Below are 14,885 nucleotides of genomic sequence, written 5' to 3'. Positions count from 1 at the left end.
CTCGTGACGGCGGTCAGGCTCACCGAAGACGCCGGCCAGTAAACGCCACACGGCGCCCGCTCCGCCACACCGGGGGCCTGAATCCAGCCCCGCGACAGCACGCGGTCGGCGCTCCGTCGGGTATCCAGGACTCATGACGCACACGGAAGACCGGGTCGCCGGGGTCCTCCTCGCCGCGGGCGGGGGGCGGCGCCTCGGCGGACGCCCGAAGGCCCTGCTGACGCACCGGGGGCGCCCGCTCGTCGAACACGCGGCGGAGGCGCTGCGCGCGGCCGGCTGCACGCGCGTGCACGTGGTCCTGGGGGCCGCCGCCGACGCCGTACGCGAGCGGGCGCGGCTCGACGGGTGCGCGGTGGTGGTGAATCCGGACTGGGAGCGGGGCATGGGCGGTTCGCTGCGGGCGGGTCTGGACTCGCTGGCCGGGACGGGGGCGCGGGCCGCGCTGGTCTGCCTGGTGGACCAGCCGGGCATCGGGGAGCGGGCGCTGGCGCGGGTGCTCGCCTCCTACGAGGACGAGACGTCGCTGGTCTCCGCCGCCTACGACGGGAGGCGGGGGCATCCCGTCCTGCTCGGCGCCGCCCACTGGGCCGGCGTCGCGGCCGGCGCGACCGGCGACCGCGGGGCACGCGGCTACCTGGCGGCCCACGAGGAGGAGATCCGGCTGGTGGAGTGCGGGGACGTGGCACGGCCGTACGACGTCGACACCGTCGAGGACCTGGTCCACCTCGAATGAGCGGGGCGGCGCGGAGAGCCGCCCCTGCCCCGGTCCGAGGAGTCCCGGCATCAACAAATCATTGAAGTTCCACGATGGGGAAACTAGTATCCGTCAGCCAAAAGCGTTCGTCCGCTCTCCGAGCGCTCCCCGCCCCACCAGGGTCTCCTGGCGCCCGGTGCCAGGCTCGCCGAAGGAAGTGACCGCTCATGTCCGCACCCGTGCCGTCCCCGGCGGCCGTCGTCGACGCCGGACCCCTGCCCCGACAGGAGGAGGTCCTCACCGACGCGGCCCTGGCCTTCGTGGCCGAACTGCACCGCCGGTTCACGCCGCGCCGTGACGAGCTCCTCGCCCGCCGTGCGGAGCGCCGCGCCGAGATCGCCCGCACCTGCACGCTCGACTTCCTCCCGGAGACCGCCGCGATCCGCGCCGACGACTCCTGGAGGGTGGCCCCCGCACCCGCCGCGCTGGAGGACCGCCGCGTCGAGATCACCGGCCCCGTCGACCGCCGGATGACCGTCAACGCCCTCAACTCGGGCGCGCGGGTCTGGCTCGCGGACTTCGAGGACGCCTCCGCGCCCACCTGGGAGAACGTCGTCGGCGGCCAGCTCAACCTGATCGACGCGTACCGCGGGAACATCGACTTCACCGACCCGCGGTCCGGCAGGTCGTACGCCCTGCGGCCCGAGGAGGAGCTGGCGACCGTCGTCGTGCGCCCGCGCGGCTGGCACCTCGACGAGCGGCACCTGCGGGTCGACGGCCGGGCGGTCCCCGGCGCCCTCGTCGACTTCGGCCTGTACTTCTTCCACAACGCCCGGCGGCTGCTCGACCTCGGCAAGGGACCGTACTTCTACCTCCCGAAGACCGAGTCGCATCTCGAAGCCCGGCTGTGGAACGACGTGTTCGTGTTCGCGCAGGACCACGTCGGCGTCCCGCGGGGCACCGTGCGCGCCACCGTCCTCATCGAGACGATCACCGCCGCCTACGAGATGGAGGAGATCCTCTACGAACTCCGCGAGCACGCCTCCGGGTTGAACGCGGGCCGCTGGGACTACCTGTTCTCCCTCGTGAAGAACTTCCGGGACGGCGGCGCGAGGTTCGTGCTGCCGGACCGCAACGCCGTCACGATGACCGCCCCGTTCATGCGGGCCTACACCGAACTCCTGGTCCGCACCTGCCACCGGCGCGGTGCGCACGCGATCGGCGGGATGGCCGCCTTCATCCCCTCGCGCCGGGACCCCGAGGTCAACAAGGTCGCCTTCGAGAAGGTCCGGGCCGACAAGGACCGGGAGGCCGACGACGGTTTCGACGGTTCCTGGGTCGCCCACCCCGACCTGGTGCCGATCGCCATGGAGTCCTTCGACCGGGTGCTCGGGGACCGGCCCCACCAGAAGGACCGGCTGCGCGAGGACGTCCACGTCGAGGCGGCCGACCTGATCGCCGTCGACTCCCTGGAGGCCCGCCCGACGTACGCCGGTCTCGTCAACGCCGTGCAGGTCGGCATCCGTTACATCGAGGCGTGGCTGCGCGGGCTGGGCGCGGTCGCCATCTTCGGCCTGATGGAGGACGCGGCCACGGCCGAGATCTCCCGCTCGCAGATCTGGCAGTGGATCAACGCGGGTGTCGAGGTCGAGCGCGACGGCGCGACGGTGCGGGTGACGCCGGAGCTGACGCGCGAGGTCGCCGCCGCCGAACTGGCCGCGATCCGCGCGGAGACCGGCGAGGAGGCCTTCGCGGCCGGCCACTGGCGGCAGGCCCACGACCTGCTGCTGTCGGTCGCCCTCGACGAGGACTACGCCGACTTCCTCACCCTGCCGGCCTACGAGCAGCTGGAGGGCTGACGCCCCCGGCGCGCCCCCGGCGACTCGTTCCGGCCCGTCCGGGTGGCCCAGGGACCGTCCCCGGGGCCGCCCGGTCGCGGACGAGCCGCTTGACCGCGGTCGGCTCCGGGAAACCCTGCTCGCGGCGGTCCCGGACGACCTCGCCGCCGACCCGGACCACCAGGACCCCGCCCGTGCCGGGCCTGAGGGCCGGCTCGGCCGGCTCCGCCTCGAACGGGGTGAGCGGCTCCTGCGCCGGCCAGGCCGCGCGGGGCAGCCGGCGGCACCGGGTGCCGTACTCGTTCCCGCCCCGCCGCGCGTCCGGCCCGCCGGGCCGGGTCCCCGTCCCGTCGGACCGGGCTTACGGCCTGGTGGACGGTGCGTCCGCCGTCGGGGGTTCCGTCCTCACGGGGTCCTCCGTCGGGGGTCGCGTCATCCGAGGTGCACCGACCAGTCCTGTTCCGCGGCCGGCTTGCCGTGCAGGTCGGGGACCCGCTTGAGCCAGTCCGGCCGTCCCTGTCGTGTCCTCGCCGCCCGCCGGGCCTCCTCGGCGGCGAGTTCGTCCCCGGTGGGGAAGTCGGTGGGCAGCCAGGCCGCGGAGGCCCGCACGCGCGCGTGGAGGTGGTCCACGTACGCCGCCCTGGCCTCGTCGGCACCGGCGAAGGCGGGCTCGTCCAGGAGCCAGGCGTCCGGGACCTCGGCCATGATCCGCCGCAGGAGTTCCCCGGTGACCCTGGGCGCCAGTTCGGCGTCGGCGGCGCGGACGTCGGGGGCGTAGCGGCCGAGTGCGTGGTGGCGGAAGTCGTACCTCTTCGCCGGGTCGGAGCCGTCCCAGCGGTGGTGGAAGACGAGGGCGGCCCCGTGGTCGATCAGCCACAGGCGCGGCGGCACGGTGCCGAGCGTGGGCCACACCATCAGGTTGGAGCTGTGGACGGTGCGGTCGACGTTGACCGTGAGGGCGTCGAGCCAGACGATCCGGCCGGCCTCCAGGGGGTCCACGGGGAACACCTCGGCGACCTCCGGGGTGAAGTCCCGCGCGCCCGGCAGGTGGTCCATGCCGAGGTTGACGCCGTGGCTCGCGGCGTGCAGGTCGCGCACCTCCTGGTGCGGCTCGGCGTCGGCGATCGCCGGGTCGAAGCGGACCAGGACCAGTTCCGGGAAGCGCAGCCCGAGCGCCCGCGCCAGCTCGCCCACGACCACCTCGGCGACCAGCGCCTTGCGGCCCTGCGCGGAGCCGGTGAACTTCACGACGTACGTCCCCAGGTCGTCGGCCTCGACGACGGCCGGGACGGAGCCGCCGGAGCGAAGGGGCTCGACGTAGCGGGTCGCGGTGACCTCTCTCAGCATGTTCGCAGGCCCCAAAGTTCGTGTGCCTCGTCCTCCAGGGTGTGCTCCCTCGTGCCGGAACCCGGAGAACCCGTGACGACCAAGCGTGGCACAGACTCCTCCCCGCCGAGCCCCGCACCCGTGCCCGGGCACGACCGGCGCCCGGTGCCGCGGGCCGATCGCGTCGGGACGGTCGACGGCCACCACCTGAGCGTCCTCATCGGTCGTGGGCACGACCCGCACGAAAGGCGCGACTCGTCCTGCCGGGACGCCCAGGGCTTCCTGCGCGTCCGCTCCCGCCCTGCCGGGCGATGAGCGCGTCCACCTCGGCGAACTGTTCCTCCATGGCGTCGCTCTCCGCCGTCTGGCGCGTCGCGGCATGCACCAGATGGGCCGAGACGTCCATGCCCGCCCGTTCCGCGTGCCGTCTGATGCGTTCGGCCCGGCCCTGCTCCAAGCTGATGGTGATGCGCGTCTTCGTCACGAAGGCACCGCAATACGCGTATGACGGCAGTGTGGGCGCGGTCGCCGCGGACGGCGGGGCACGCTCCTCGTGGTGCGGGTCAGTCACCCGCCAGCGGGTTGGGCAGGGGCAGGTAGCGGGCGTCGGCGCCGTCCGCGTCCGTCCAGCGCAGCAGGAGGTTGGTCTTGCCGGGGAGGGTGGGCGCCGTGAGGAGGGCGTGGGCCTCGGGGAGGTCGTGGCGGGCCAGTTCGCGGCGGGCGGCGGGCCAGGGGTCGAGGCCGGGGTGGTGTTCGGCCAGGGCGGCGGCGATCTCGGTGAGGTGGTTGACGACCAGGCAGTACACGAGCCGCTCCCAGCCGGCGGCCCGCCCGACGTCGGTCAGCAGCTTGACGCCCTCGGCGTCCCGGAACAGGGCCTGGACGGGCAGTCCGGCGGCGTCGACGGCGACGAGGGTGTTCTGGAGGTGGGCCTCCAGCACCACGCCGTGGTCGGCGAAGGCGGCGAGCACAGGGGGGACGACCGCGCGCAGGTAGGCCTCCCACCAGGACGCCGGGTCGGCCGCGCCGACGAGCGGGCTGCCCTCGAAGCCCTCCACGAGGCCGGCGGCGAGCAGCGGGGTCGCGCCGGGCGTCACGTGCGCGCGCAGCCCGTCGCGGACCACCACGGCGAGCTCCTCGAAGGCGAAGCCGGCGGTGCGGTACCCGCGGTCGCCGAGCCAGGCCGCGGGGACCGCACCGCCGGCCGCCCCGAAGGCCCCGAAGGTCTCGAAGGCCCCGGTGACGGCCGCGTCGGTCCGGCGGAGCCCGAGCAGGTCGTGCCGCCAGAGCCGGCGGATGTCGTTGGTGATGCGCACGTCCAGGCTGACCTTCAGGAACAGGTCCCGTCCGGGTGCGTACAGGGTGCGTACGGCGGCCGTCGGCCAGACGTCGAAGGCGGTGGTGCCGAGCCGGACCAGGCGGCCGTCGGCGAAGGCGGGGGCGAGCGCGGTGCGGGCCAGGTCGAGCTGCCAGGGGTGGGCGGGCAGCAGCCGGTAGCCGGGCGGGGCCTCGCCGAGGGCGTCCAGCGCGGCGGTGTCGCCGTCCTCCGCCACCGTGTCCTCGCGCAGCCCCAGCAGCACCAGCGGGAAGTGCGCGTGCGCCTCGGGCGCGTACGGCAGCCAGTCGCCGGGCGGGCCGCCGCCGCGCGTCTTGGGGGCGGGGTGGTGGGGATGGCCGGTGAGGAGGGACTGCTCGGAGCGCAGGTAGGGGTCCTCGGGCGGGACGGCACGCGCGCGTGCGGCGAGGAGCGCGGCGACGGCGTCCCTGCTGTCCAGCATCTCGGCGGACAGCCCGGGACGGGTCAGGCCGGTGTGACGCTGCAGCTCCGTGCCGACCAGGCCGACGAGGCCGTGGTGGTCGAGCCGGTGCCAGGCGCCGTCCGCGCGCACCTCGGGTTCGGCGGGCCGCCGGGTGCCGCGCACCCGCAGCAGGCGGCCGGAGGGCAGCCGGTACACCCGCCGCGGGCCGTCCCCGGAGTGCGGTTCGGCGACCTCCCGCAGCAGGCAGTTCAGCAGCGGAGCGGCCGCGAGGGCGTCGGCGCGCGCGGCGAGGCCGTCGACCGGGGGGATGAGGTCCACGCGTTCCACTGGTTCCTTACGGTTCTTCCGGACGGAGAAGATCAGTATCGCCGGGGTCGCGGCCCGTCCGTGCCGTCCCGCCCGCGCCCGGCCGGTACTCGACCGCACGACGCCGTGCCCGACCCGCATCCGCCCCGCCCGACCCGTACCCGAGGAGCCCGCCCGTGCACCGTCCCTCCACCGCCGAGGCCGAGCTGGCCGCCGGTCTCGCCGCCGTGCGTCCCGCGCTCGGCGCGCGGTTCGCGGCCGAGCTGCCCGGCGCCCGTGCGGCCGTGCTGACCCGCCTGTGGCGGGCGCTCGCGCACGAGCCGCTGCCGTGGATCGTGCGCCGGGAGCCGTCCCGGGACGGCCTGACGCTGCGCCTCGCCGACGGCCGCCGCCTGCACGGCCCGCGCTGCGACCCGTACGCGACCGCCGACCGGGTGCGGGCCGTCGACCTGGACGGGACGGCGTACGACGATCCCGCGCGGCTGACGGCGGCCCTCGCCGTGCCGCACGGTGAGGGCCTCGCCGCCGAACTGGCGGACAGCACGGCGTCGTTGGCGCTGTCGCGGGCCGACCAGGAGCCCGCCGTCCCGGAATCCCCCGTCCCGGAATCCGTCGGCCAAGGATCCGTCGGCCAAGGATCCGTCGGCCGGGAAAGCGCCGGTCAGGACGTCGGGGAGCGTCGTCCGCGGGAACGGCCCGTGCACGACTGGGAATGGGAGCAGCGGGTGGTCGACGGGCATCCGTACCACCCCAACTGCCGTTCGCGACCCGGCTTCTCGGTGGCCGAGCAGCTGGCGTACGGGCCGGAGCACCGGCCGCCGCCGGTGCGGCTGGGCCTGCTGCCGGTCCCGGCCGGCGACTGTCTCGTGTCGGGCGGGTGGCCCGCCGGACTGCGCGACGGCGGACGGCTGATGATCCCCGTGCATCCCTGGCAGGCGGCGCACGTGCTGAAGCGGTCGGGCGCGGAACACCTCGCCGCGCATCCGCTGATGTCGCTGCGCACGCTCGCGGTGCCGGGCGGGCCGCACGTGAAGACGGCGTTGAGCACCCGGCTCACGTCGTCGGTGCGGGACATCTCGGTGGGTTCGGTCGCCGCCTCGGCGGCCCTGTCGGCGTTCGCGCAGAGCCTGGCGGAACGCACGGACGGCCTGCTGCACACGACCCGCTCGCTCGGGGCGGTCACCGCGAACTCCCCGGACCTGGCGGCCGTGCTGCGGGAGTCGCCCGCCGTGTACGCGGGGCCGGGCGAGCAGGTCGTCCCGGTGGCCGCCCTCGCCGCCACCGGGCTGCCGTCCTCGCCCGCCTGGTCGGCGCGGTTCGCCCGGCTCGCCCTGACCGTGGGGCTGCGGCTGCTGGAGCAGGGCGTGGCGCTGGAGGCGCACGGGCAGAACCTGCTGGTCGTGCTGTCGGCGTCGGGGGCGCCGGTGCGGCTGGTCTACCGCGACCTGGCCGACATCCGGGTCAGCCCGGCACGGCTGGCCCGGCACGGCGTGGCGGTACCGGAGCTGCCGGCCAGGATCCTGACGGACGACGTGCCGGCCCTGCGCCGCAAGCTGTTCGGCTCGCTGGTCGCGGGCTCGCTGGCGGCCGCCGTGGGCGGCGGGGAGGCGCTGGGCGCGGCGCTGGCGGCGGCCGTGGCGGAGGTGCCGGACACGCCGGACCTGCGGGCGCTGCGCGAGGAGCCGGTGCCGGTGAAGGCGCTGACGCTGATGCGGCTGTCGCCGGAGGTGTCCGGGGACCGGTGGGCGCGGCTGCCCAACCCGCTCGCGGGCCACGCGTTCTGAGTCCGCCGGTCCCGGTCCGTTTTGAAGCGGGACACCTCTGATCAATAGGATCCGCCGATGATCAGAACACAACGGCTGGCGGCGGGCGTCTGCGCCCTGCTCGCCGCGCTCGCGGCCGGGCTCGCGTTCCCGGCCGGGGCGGTCGCCGACGAGACCACAGCCAATGCGCCCAAGGTCGACCTGGTCCTCGACGTCAGCGGTTCGATGCGGACCAAGGACATGGACGGCGGGACGCGGATGGCCGCGGCCAAGCAGGCGTTCAACGAGGTACTGGACGCGACCCCGGAGAACGTCCTTCTCGGCATCCGCACCCTGGGCGCCAACTACCCCGGCGACGACCAGAAGACGGGCTGCAAGGACACCGCGCAGCTCTACCCGGTGGGACCGCTGGACCGCACCGAGGCCAAGACCGCGGTGGCCACCCTGTCCCCCACCGGCTGGACGCCGATCGGCCCCGCGCTGCTGAAGGCGGCCGGCGACCTCGACGGGGGCACCGGCTCCAAGCGGATCGTGCTGATCAGCGACGGCGAGGACACCTGCGCCCCGCTCGACCCGTGCGAGGTGGCCCGCGAGATAGCGGCCAAGGGCATCGGCCTGACCATCGACACCCTCGGCCTGGTGCCGAACGTGAAGATGCGGCAGCAGCTCAGCTGCATCGCCGAGGCCACCGGAGGCAGCTACACCTCGGTCGAGCACACCGACGAACTCACCGACCGGGTGAGCCAGTTGGTGGACCGGGCGGCCGACCCGGTGGTGACGCCGGTCGCCGTGCAGGGCGCGGAGTCCTGCGCGAAGGCGCCGACGCTGAAGTCGGGCCTGTACACGGACCGCGAGGAGTTCGGCCAGGAGCGCTGGTACCGCGTGGACCTGGAGCCGGGCAAGGAGCTGCGGGCCTCGGTGAGCGTCTCCGCGGACCGGGCGATGAACCCCGACTACGGGGTGCTGCTGCGGGCGGTCACGGTGCACGGCCGGGAGATCGTGCGCGGTGAGGCGGCGGGCAACGGCCGTACCGACGTCATCTCGACCGGTCTGCGCCATCCGAAGGCGGAGAGCGACGACGACGGGGCGCCGGCCGAGACGGTGTGCGTGCAGGTGACCAACTCCTACTCGGCGGCCGCCGGTGTGAAGACCACGCCGGGCATGCCGCTGGAGCTGACCGTGGACGTGGTCGACGGGCCGTCGCAGGCGAGCGACGTGGCCTCGTTCGGTCTCGGCCGCGGCTGGTGGCTGCTCGGCGCCCTGATCCTGACCGGCTTCCTGGCGGGTCTGCTGTGGGGCTGGCTGTCACGCTGGCGTGTCGCGGTCTGGAGGACCAACTGATGCGGATCGAGAAGGCATTGAGCAGCGGGGTGCGGGACGGCCGGGCGGGGACCGGCCGGACGCGGTTCACCCGCGCGCTGGGCACGGCCCTGCTGGCGCTCGGTCTCGCGGCCGCTCCGGCCGCCGCCGACTCCACCCCGTCCGCGAGCCCTTCGGAGGACGGCTCGGCACCCACGACCGCCGGTACGTCGTTCCGTACGGCGACAGAGGTCGACCAGGGGGAGACGGCGACCGCGAGCGGTTCCGCGGGCGACTACCTGTACTGGTCGTTCCCGGCCGACGCGGAGCAACGGCCCACGGTGAAGGCGAAGGTGAAGCTCCCCGCGGAGCACGCCGGCCAGACCTGGCAGGTCGACGTCTACGACGGTCTGCGACGCCGCCAGGCCTGCCAGTACGGCGCGCAGACCCGCACCGCCGCCCCCGGCGCCACGTCGGTGGAGCTGGCCTGCGTGCTGCGCACGGTCCGCGCCTGGTCGGAGCCGTGGGCCGACGACCCGCTGCCCGGCACGTACTACGTCCGGCTGACCGTCGTCGGCCTGAAGACGGCCGACCTCGGTCTGCCGGTGAACGCCGAACTGCGGGTCGAGTCGAAGGACATCGGCGGCGCGGCGGCGGTGGACGGCTCCCTGGCCGAGCCCCTGGTGCCGGGCATCGCCGTGACGTCGGCGGCGGAGGACGACGAGGAATCGTCGGCCTCCGCCGTGCTGTCGAGCATCGAACCGGACGACGGCTGGTCGTCCGGCTGGTGGTCGGACCGCTGGGTGTGGACCGCGATCGGCGGTGTGCTGGCCGCCCTCGCCGGGATCGGCGGGTACGTCCTGACCCGCGGTCCGGGACGGCCGAGGCAGGTACCGCCGGGCGTCTGACGCCCGCTACTCCCCCGGAAGGCCCGCCGCGCGCGGGCCTTCCGGCTTTCCCGGGCCCGTCGCGGCTCCTTCCCGGGCCCGCCGCGGCTCCTTCCCGGGCCCGCCGCGGTCCCGTCCGGGCCCGCCGCCGTTCCTCTCAGGCCTCCCGCGGTTCCCCTCAGGCCTCCCGCAGCTCCTTGGCGAGGGTGCCGTCGCCGCCCACCTCGACGCGGCCGGCGCGCACGGCCTCGGCCAGGCTCAACTCGCCCCGGGCCACGGCCGTGCAGGTGCCGGTGTCCATGACGAGCAGGGCGTCGGGTTCGCCGGGGGCCGCCCCGTGGCCGTAGACGGGACCCCGCGTCGCGCCGGCGAAGAGGTGGAAGCTGCCCTCCTCCAGCCGGACTTCCACGAGTCCCTCGCCCTCCAGCGCGCGCAGCAGCGGCAGCGCGAACCAGTGCGCGCGGATCGCGTCGGTGGGCCCGCGTCCACCGAGCTCCGCCTGCCCCCACGCACCGAGGGCCTGGAGCACGGGCAGCAACGCGCTCCCCCGGTAGGTGAGTTCGTAGACGTACGCCGCGCCGGGCGGCGGCAGCCGGCGCCGGGTCGCCAGCCCGTCGCGCTCCATGTCCCGCAGCCGCGACGCGAGGACGTCCGTGCTCACACCGGGCAGGTCGGCGTGCAGGTCGGTGTAGCGGCGCGGGCCGGCGAGCAACTCCCGGACGATCAGCAGGGTCCAGCGGTCGCCGACGGCGTCGAGGGCGCGGGCGGCGGAACAGTACTGGTCGTAGCTTCGGCGAGGTGGCATGCGACGCAGTCTAGACATGTCGTTGGACTTTCCAAGCTCGAACTTGGTAAAACCAAGCAACACCAGATACCGGAGGGGCGCATGGAGTTCCGGCAGTCGAACAAGCTCAGCGAGGTCTGTTACGAGATCCGCGGCCCGGTCATCGAGCACGCCGACGCACTGGAGGCGGCGGGGCACAGCGTGCTGCGCCTCAACACCGGCAATCCGGCGGTCTTCGGGTTCGAGGCGCCGGAGGAGATCCTCCAGGACATGATCCGGATGCTCCCGCAGGCCCACGGCTACACCGACTCGCGCGGCATCCTCCCGGCCCGCCGGGCGGTCGCCCAGCGTTACCAGGACCGGGGCCTGGACGTCGACGTCGACGACGTGTGGCTCGGCAACGGCGTCTCGGAGCTGGTCTCCATGGCCGTGCAGGCGCTGGTCGAGGACGGCGACGAGGTCCTGATCCCGGCCCCCGACTTCCCGCTGTGGACGGCCGTCACCACGCTCGCGGGCGGCAAGGCCGTCCACTACCTGTGCGACGAACAGGCCGACTGGTACCCGGACCTGGACGACATGGCGTCGAAGATCACGGACCGCACCAAGGCCGTGGTCGTCATCAACCCGAACAACCCCACCGGCGCGGTCTACCCGAAGGAGATCATCGAGGGCATCCTCGACCTGGCCCGCCGGCACGGCCTGATGGTCTTCGCCGACGAGATCTACGACCAGATCCTCTACGACGACGCCGTGCACCACTCGGCCGCGGCCCTCGCCCCCGACCTGGTCGTCCTCACCTTCTGCGGGCTGTCGAAGACGTACCGGGTGGCGGGATTCCGCTCCGGCTGGCTGGTCGTGACCGGCCCGAAGCAGCACGCGAAGGACTACCTGGAGGGCCTCACCATGCTGGCCTCCATGCGCCTGTGCGCCAACGCGCCCGCCCAGTACGCCATCCAGGCCGCGCTCGGCGGCCGGCAGTCCATCCGCGAGCTGACCGCGCCGGGCGGCAGACTGCGCGAACAGCGCGACATCGCCTGGGAGAAGCTCAACGAGATCCCCGGCGTCTCCTGCGTGAAGCCCCAGGGCGCGCTGTACGCGTTCCCGCGCATCGACCCCAAGGTGCACCCGATCCACGACGACGAGAAGTTCGTCCTGGACCTGCTGCTGCGCGAGAAGATCCAGGTCGTCCAGGGAACCGGTTTCAACTGGCCGGCCCCGGACCACTTCCGCATCCTCACCCTCCCGCACGCGGAGGACCTGGAGGCGGCCGTCGGGCGGATCGGGCGCTTCCTGAGCGGGTACCGGCAGTAGGGGCCGCGGGCGGCGCGGGACGGCGTCCGCGGGGCATCGGCCCTCGACGGCCGGCGGCGGCCCCGACAGTCCGTCGCCCCGCGGTGCGGGGCGTCGGCGCACGCCTGTGCGACTCTGTGCGGCATGGGTGATCTTTTCCTGGTCCGGCACGGCGAGACCGCGTGGTCGCGCTCCGGCCGGCACACCGGACTGACGGACGTCCCGCTCACCGAGCACGGCCGGGAGGAGGCGCGGCGGCTGGTGCCGCTCATCCGGTCGCACCGGATCGGCGCCGCGTTCTCCAGTCCGCTCCAGCGGGCGCGGGAGACCGCGGAGCTGATCGGGCTGCACGAGGTGCAGGTCGACGCGGACCTGAAGGAGTGGGACTACGGCGGGTACGAGGGCGTCACGACCGTCGAGATCCAGCGGGAGCGGCCGGGCTGGTTCCTGTTCACGGACGGTGTCGCGCCCGGCCCGGCGGCGCATCCCGGTGAGACGGCCGAGCAGGTCGGGGAGCGCGCCGACCGGGTGCTGGCGATGGCGGACGCGGCGCTCGCCAACACGGAGGGGTGCGTGGTGCTGGTGGCGCACGGGCACTTCCTGCGGGTGCTCACGGCCCGCCGGCTCGGCCTCCCGCCGTCGGCGGGAGCCCTGTTCCAGCTGGCGACCGGGGCGCTGTGCCGACTGGGCACGGAACACCGTCGGCATGTGATCTCGGGGTGGAACATCCGGCCGGGGGTCTGAGGGCCGGGGTCCGAGGATCAGGGGACCCGGGCCGGGAGCCGAGGGCCGGGCCGGGGGCCGAGGAGCAGAGGGCCGGGGGCCGAGGGCTGGGCTGGGGTCCGAGGGCCGAGGAACGGGGCCCGGGGCCCGAGGGCCGAGGCCCGGACCGCCGACGACCGGGCGGAGTGCCCGTGGCCGGCCGTGACGTCCGCAGCGGATTGTCAGTGCCCGGCCGTAACCTTCGCGGTGGGGGACAGCCGTACCGAAGCCCGGGAGGGGACACGCCGTGACACGACCGCCGACCGCCGCCCAGCGGCGCGTCGTCGACGCCGCCGATCCCGTCACCGGACGCCTGCGGGGCACGGCGGCCCAGCTCGCCGCGCTGGTCGGACGGGGACTCGCCTTCCGGCACCCGCGCCCGCCGCACGACCACTTCCTCACCCCGGCCGGGCACCGGCTGCGGGAGACGGGGTCCGGGTCCGGGCCGGAGTCCGTCTCCGGGCCCGCCCCGGCGGCCGCCGACCCGCGCGCGGAGTCCGGCGTGTTCGCCGCGCGGGTCGGCGGGGAGGAACGGCCGCCGGACGCCGGCCCGGCCAGGCTGCGGGAGGTGCGCAGCGCCTGGCAGGGACTGCTGGAGCTGCGCCGGATGACCCGTCCGGACGGGGCGGTGGACCGGCCATGCGGATGGGAGCGCACGCATCTGGTGCAGGCCGCCGCGCTCGTCCTGGAGGCGGCCGGGCACCGGCCCGCCGGGCCGGACGCCGACGGCTACCGGGTGCGCGCCACCCCGCAGCCGGACGCCGTCGCCGTGCGCGGGCCGGCCGACGGGACGCTGCGGGACTGCGCGGCGACCCTGGAGAAGGCCGGCTGGCAGACGAGCGAGCACACCGACCCCCGGAGCAGGAAGCGCTATCTGCTGGCTTCCCCGCGCCGGGTGTGAGGGACGTGCCAAGATCGGCGGGCAGGGCATCGACCGTGCTCGTCGACGAGAAGGGGAAGCCGTGAGCGAGCCGTTTTCCGTGCGGGTCACCGTCCGCGGATACGAGACCGACGTGCAGGGCCATCTCAACCAGAGCGTGTACATCAACTACGCGGAGCACGCCCGCTGGTCGCTGCTCCAGGCCGCCGGCATCACCCAGGCCGGCCTGATCGGCCGGGGCGTCGGTCCCGTCGCCCTGGAGACGACCGTCCGCTACCGGCGCGAACTGCTGGCGGGCGACGAGGTCGACGTGACCTGCGCCTTCGAGTGGAGCGGCGGCAGGACGTTCCGCGTCGAGCAGACCATCAGCAAGGCGGACGGCACGGTCGCGGCCGAACTCTCCGGCGTCGGCGGCCTGCTGGACCTGAAGACCCGCCGGATGGTCGCCGACCCCCGGGCCCACTTCAGGGAACTGGCCTCCGACCCGGGCCTGTTCGGACTCTGACCGGCGGACGGCGGACGGGCGCACGGCCGCCCGCGCGCGGCGGGACCCGGGTGCCCGGCCCGCCGCAAAGCAGGTGCGCGGACCACCGCCGGCCTGCGAAACTCCGGTCCCATGGCCGTTCGACGCAGCAGACCCAGCCTCTACGTCTCCGTGGACATCGAGGCCGACGGCCCGATCCCCGGCCCCTACTCGATGCTGAGCCTCGGCGCCGCCGTCGCCGGGGTGCAGGACGCCGACGGGTTCACCGCGGCCGACCCCGAGGCACGGACCTTCTACCGTGAACTGCGTCCCATCAGCGACGACTTCGTCCCCGAGGCGCTCGCCGTCAGCGGCCTCGACCGTGGGCGCCTGCGCGTGGAGGGACACGACCCGGCCCTGGCGCTGGGCCAGTTCACCCGCTGGGTGCGCGAGGTGAGCGAGGGCGCGCAGCCGGTGATGTGCGGCTACCCGGCGTCGTACGACTGGACCTTCCTGTACTGGTACCTGATCCGCTTCACCGGGGGGAGTCCCTTCGGGCACTCCGGATGCCTGGACATGAAGACGCTGTACGCCGCGAAGGCCGGGGTGCCGTTGCGGGCGGTGGCCAAGCGGTCCATGCCGGCGGAACTGCTGCCGAGGCGCCGTCACACGCATCACGCCCTCGACGACGCCGTGGAGCAGGCCGAGTTGTTCGCTCACCTCATGGCGTGGCAGGGCCCCGGGCCGTCCCGCTGATCTCCTCGTCCGCCCCCCTGCGGCCGCCCCCCTTCGGCCGTCTCCCCGCACGCGTCACGTCCCGGGCGTCGGAGGCG

At 74.7% G+C, this 14,885-nt stretch carries 14 protein-coding genes and 1 pseudogene; 10 read left to right on the top strand and 5 right to left on the bottom strand.

Annotated features, from left to right (window positions below):
* Positions 1 to 133: 133 nt before the first annotated feature.
* Positions 134 to 733 carry a nucleotidyltransferase family protein gene (locus tag ACZ5FU_RS07105; RefSeq protein WP_451529289.1) on the top strand — a complete coding sequence of 200 codons (600 nt, stop codon included), beginning with the start codon at positions 134 to 136 and terminating at the stop codon, positions 731 to 733.
* Positions 734 to 921: 188 nt separating this feature from the next.
* Positions 922 to 2,553, top strand: coding sequence for a malate synthase A (gene aceB, locus ACZ5FU_RS07100; protein ID WP_469045047.1), 1,632 nt, complete (start codon positions 922 to 924; stop codon positions 2,551 to 2,553).
* 36 nt (positions 2,554 to 2,589) lie between these two features.
* Here the strand turns inward: aceB and ACZ5FU_RS07095 are convergent.
* The 4 genes and pseudogenes from ACZ5FU_RS07095 to ACZ5FU_RS07080 all read right to left on the bottom strand — a co-directional run.
* Positions 2,590 to 2,809 (bottom strand): annotated as a pseudogene (locus ACZ5FU_RS07095) (Rdx family protein); the annotation flags it as partial.
* A gap of 155 nt (positions 2,810 to 2,964) precedes the next feature.
* Positions 2,965 to 3,879: a HipA family kinase gene (locus ACZ5FU_RS07090; RefSeq protein ID WP_468645117.1), complete on the bottom strand. Its 915-nt coding sequence runs from the start codon at positions 3,877 to 3,879 to the stop codon at positions 2,965 to 2,967.
* 196 nt (positions 3,880 to 4,075) lie between these two features.
* Positions 4,076 to 4,342, bottom strand: coding sequence for a hypothetical protein (locus ACZ5FU_RS07085; RefSeq protein ID WP_451776872.1), 267 nt, complete (start codon positions 4,340 to 4,342; stop codon positions 4,076 to 4,078).
* 79 nt (positions 4,343 to 4,421) lie between these two features.
* Positions 4,422 to 5,945 carry an IucA/IucC family protein gene (locus tag ACZ5FU_RS07080; protein WP_451529293.1) on the bottom strand — a complete coding sequence of 508 codons (1,524 nt, stop codon included), beginning with the start codon at positions 5,943 to 5,945 and terminating at the stop codon, positions 4,422 to 4,424.
* 155 nt (positions 5,946 to 6,100) lie between these two features.
* Between ACZ5FU_RS07080 and ACZ5FU_RS07075 the strand changes: the two genes are divergently transcribed.
* From ACZ5FU_RS07075 to ACZ5FU_RS07065, 3 genes are read left to right on the top strand one after another with little or no spacing between them, the layout of a single operon-like run.
* On the top strand, positions 6,101 to 7,708 hold the full coding sequence (locus ACZ5FU_RS07075) for an IucA/IucC family protein (protein WP_451776875.1): 1,608 nt from the start codon (positions 6,101 to 6,103) through the stop codon (positions 7,706 to 7,708).
* A 57-nt stretch (positions 7,709 to 7,765) separates the two neighbouring features.
* On the top strand, positions 7,766 to 9,028 hold the full coding sequence (locus tag ACZ5FU_RS07070) for a VWA domain-containing protein (RefSeq protein ID WP_451529295.1): 1,263 nt from the start codon (positions 7,766 to 7,768) through the stop codon (positions 9,026 to 9,028).
* Positions 9,028 to 9,894 (top strand): hypothetical protein, encoded by an 867-nt coding sequence (locus ACZ5FU_RS07065; RefSeq protein ID WP_451529296.1) that lies wholly within the window; start codon positions 9,028 to 9,030, stop codon positions 9,892 to 9,894. The genes ACZ5FU_RS07070 and ACZ5FU_RS07065 overlap by 1 nt, the downstream gene beginning before the upstream one ends.
* A gap of 157 nt (positions 9,895 to 10,051) precedes the next feature.
* Here the strand turns inward: ACZ5FU_RS07065 and ACZ5FU_RS07060 are convergent, their stop codons facing one another.
* The gene (locus tag ACZ5FU_RS07060) at positions 10,052 to 10,678 is read right to left on the bottom strand and encodes a winged helix-turn-helix transcriptional regulator (RefSeq protein ID WP_451529297.1); all 627 of its coding nucleotides are present in this window, start codon (positions 10,676 to 10,678) and stop codon (positions 10,052 to 10,054) included.
* A gap of 81 nt (positions 10,679 to 10,759) precedes the next feature.
* On the opposite strand from ACZ5FU_RS07060, the gene ACZ5FU_RS07055 reads away from it, so the two are divergent.
* From ACZ5FU_RS07055 to ACZ5FU_RS07035, 5 genes are all read left to right on the top strand, one after another.
* Complete coding sequence (locus ACZ5FU_RS07055; protein ID WP_451529298.1) at positions 10,760 to 11,968, top strand: pyridoxal phosphate-dependent aminotransferase; 1,209 nt, start codon at positions 10,760 to 10,762, stop codon at positions 11,966 to 11,968.
* A gap of 123 nt (positions 11,969 to 12,091) precedes the next feature.
* The gene (locus ACZ5FU_RS07050) at positions 12,092 to 12,691 is read left to right on the top strand and encodes a histidine phosphatase family protein (RefSeq protein WP_451529299.1); all 600 of its coding nucleotides are present in this window, start codon (positions 12,092 to 12,094) and stop codon (positions 12,689 to 12,691) included.
* Positions 12,692 to 12,956: 265 nt separating this feature from the next.
* On the top strand, positions 12,957 to 13,610 hold the full coding sequence (locus tag ACZ5FU_RS07045; protein ID WP_469045044.1) for a hypothetical protein: 654 nt from the start codon (positions 12,957 to 12,959) through the stop codon (positions 13,608 to 13,610).
* A 61-nt stretch (positions 13,611 to 13,671) separates the two neighbouring features.
* The gene (locus tag ACZ5FU_RS07040; RefSeq protein WP_451529301.1) at positions 13,672 to 14,094 is read left to right on the top strand and encodes an acyl-CoA thioesterase; all 423 of its coding nucleotides are present in this window, start codon (positions 13,672 to 13,674) and stop codon (positions 14,092 to 14,094) included.
* Positions 14,095 to 14,205: 111 nt separating this feature from the next.
* A complete protein-coding gene (locus tag ACZ5FU_RS07035) occupies positions 14,206 to 14,808 on the top strand; it encodes a 3'-5' exonuclease (protein ID WP_451529302.1) in 603 nt (200 codons plus the stop codon).
* Positions 14,809 to 14,885 lie beyond the last annotated feature (77 nt).

This window comes from Streptomyces sp. NPDC031554 (assembly GCF_055580685.1).
This window is presented reverse-complemented; position numbering and strand designations above follow the sequence as displayed.

Excerpts from the sequence above, each read along its gene's own strand:
- ACZ5FU_RS07105 (WP_451529289.1), top strand. The coding sequence starts at position 134 with ATGACGCACACGGAAGACCGGGTCGCCGGGGTCCTCCTCGCCGCGGGC.
- aceB (WP_469045047.1), top strand. The coding sequence starts at position 922 with ATGTCCGCACCCGTGCCGTCCCCGGCGGCCGTCGTCGACGCCGGACCC.
- ACZ5FU_RS07090 (WP_468645117.1), bottom strand. The coding sequence starts at position 3,879 with ATGCTGAGAGAGGTCACCGCGACCCGCTACGTCGAGCCCCTTCGCTCC.
- ACZ5FU_RS07070 (WP_451529295.1), top strand. The coding sequence starts at position 7,766 with ATGATCAGAACACAACGGCTGGCGGCGGGCGTCTGCGCCCTGCTCGCC.
- ACZ5FU_RS07065 (WP_451529296.1), top strand. The coding sequence starts at position 9,028 with ATGCGGATCGAGAAGGCATTGAGCAGCGGGGTGCGGGACGGCCGGGCG.
- ACZ5FU_RS07060 (WP_451529297.1), bottom strand. The coding sequence starts at position 10,678 with ATGCCACCTCGCCGAAGCTACGACCAGTACTGTTCCGCCGCCCGCGCC.
- ACZ5FU_RS07055 (WP_451529298.1), top strand. The coding sequence starts at position 10,760 with ATGGAGTTCCGGCAGTCGAACAAGCTCAGCGAGGTCTGTTACGAGATC.
- ACZ5FU_RS07050 (WP_451529299.1), top strand. The coding sequence starts at position 12,092 with ATGGGTGATCTTTTCCTGGTCCGGCACGGCGAGACCGCGTGGTCGCGC.
- ACZ5FU_RS07035 (WP_451529302.1), top strand. The coding sequence starts at position 14,206 with ATGGCCGTTCGACGCAGCAGACCCAGCCTCTACGTCTCCGTGGACATC.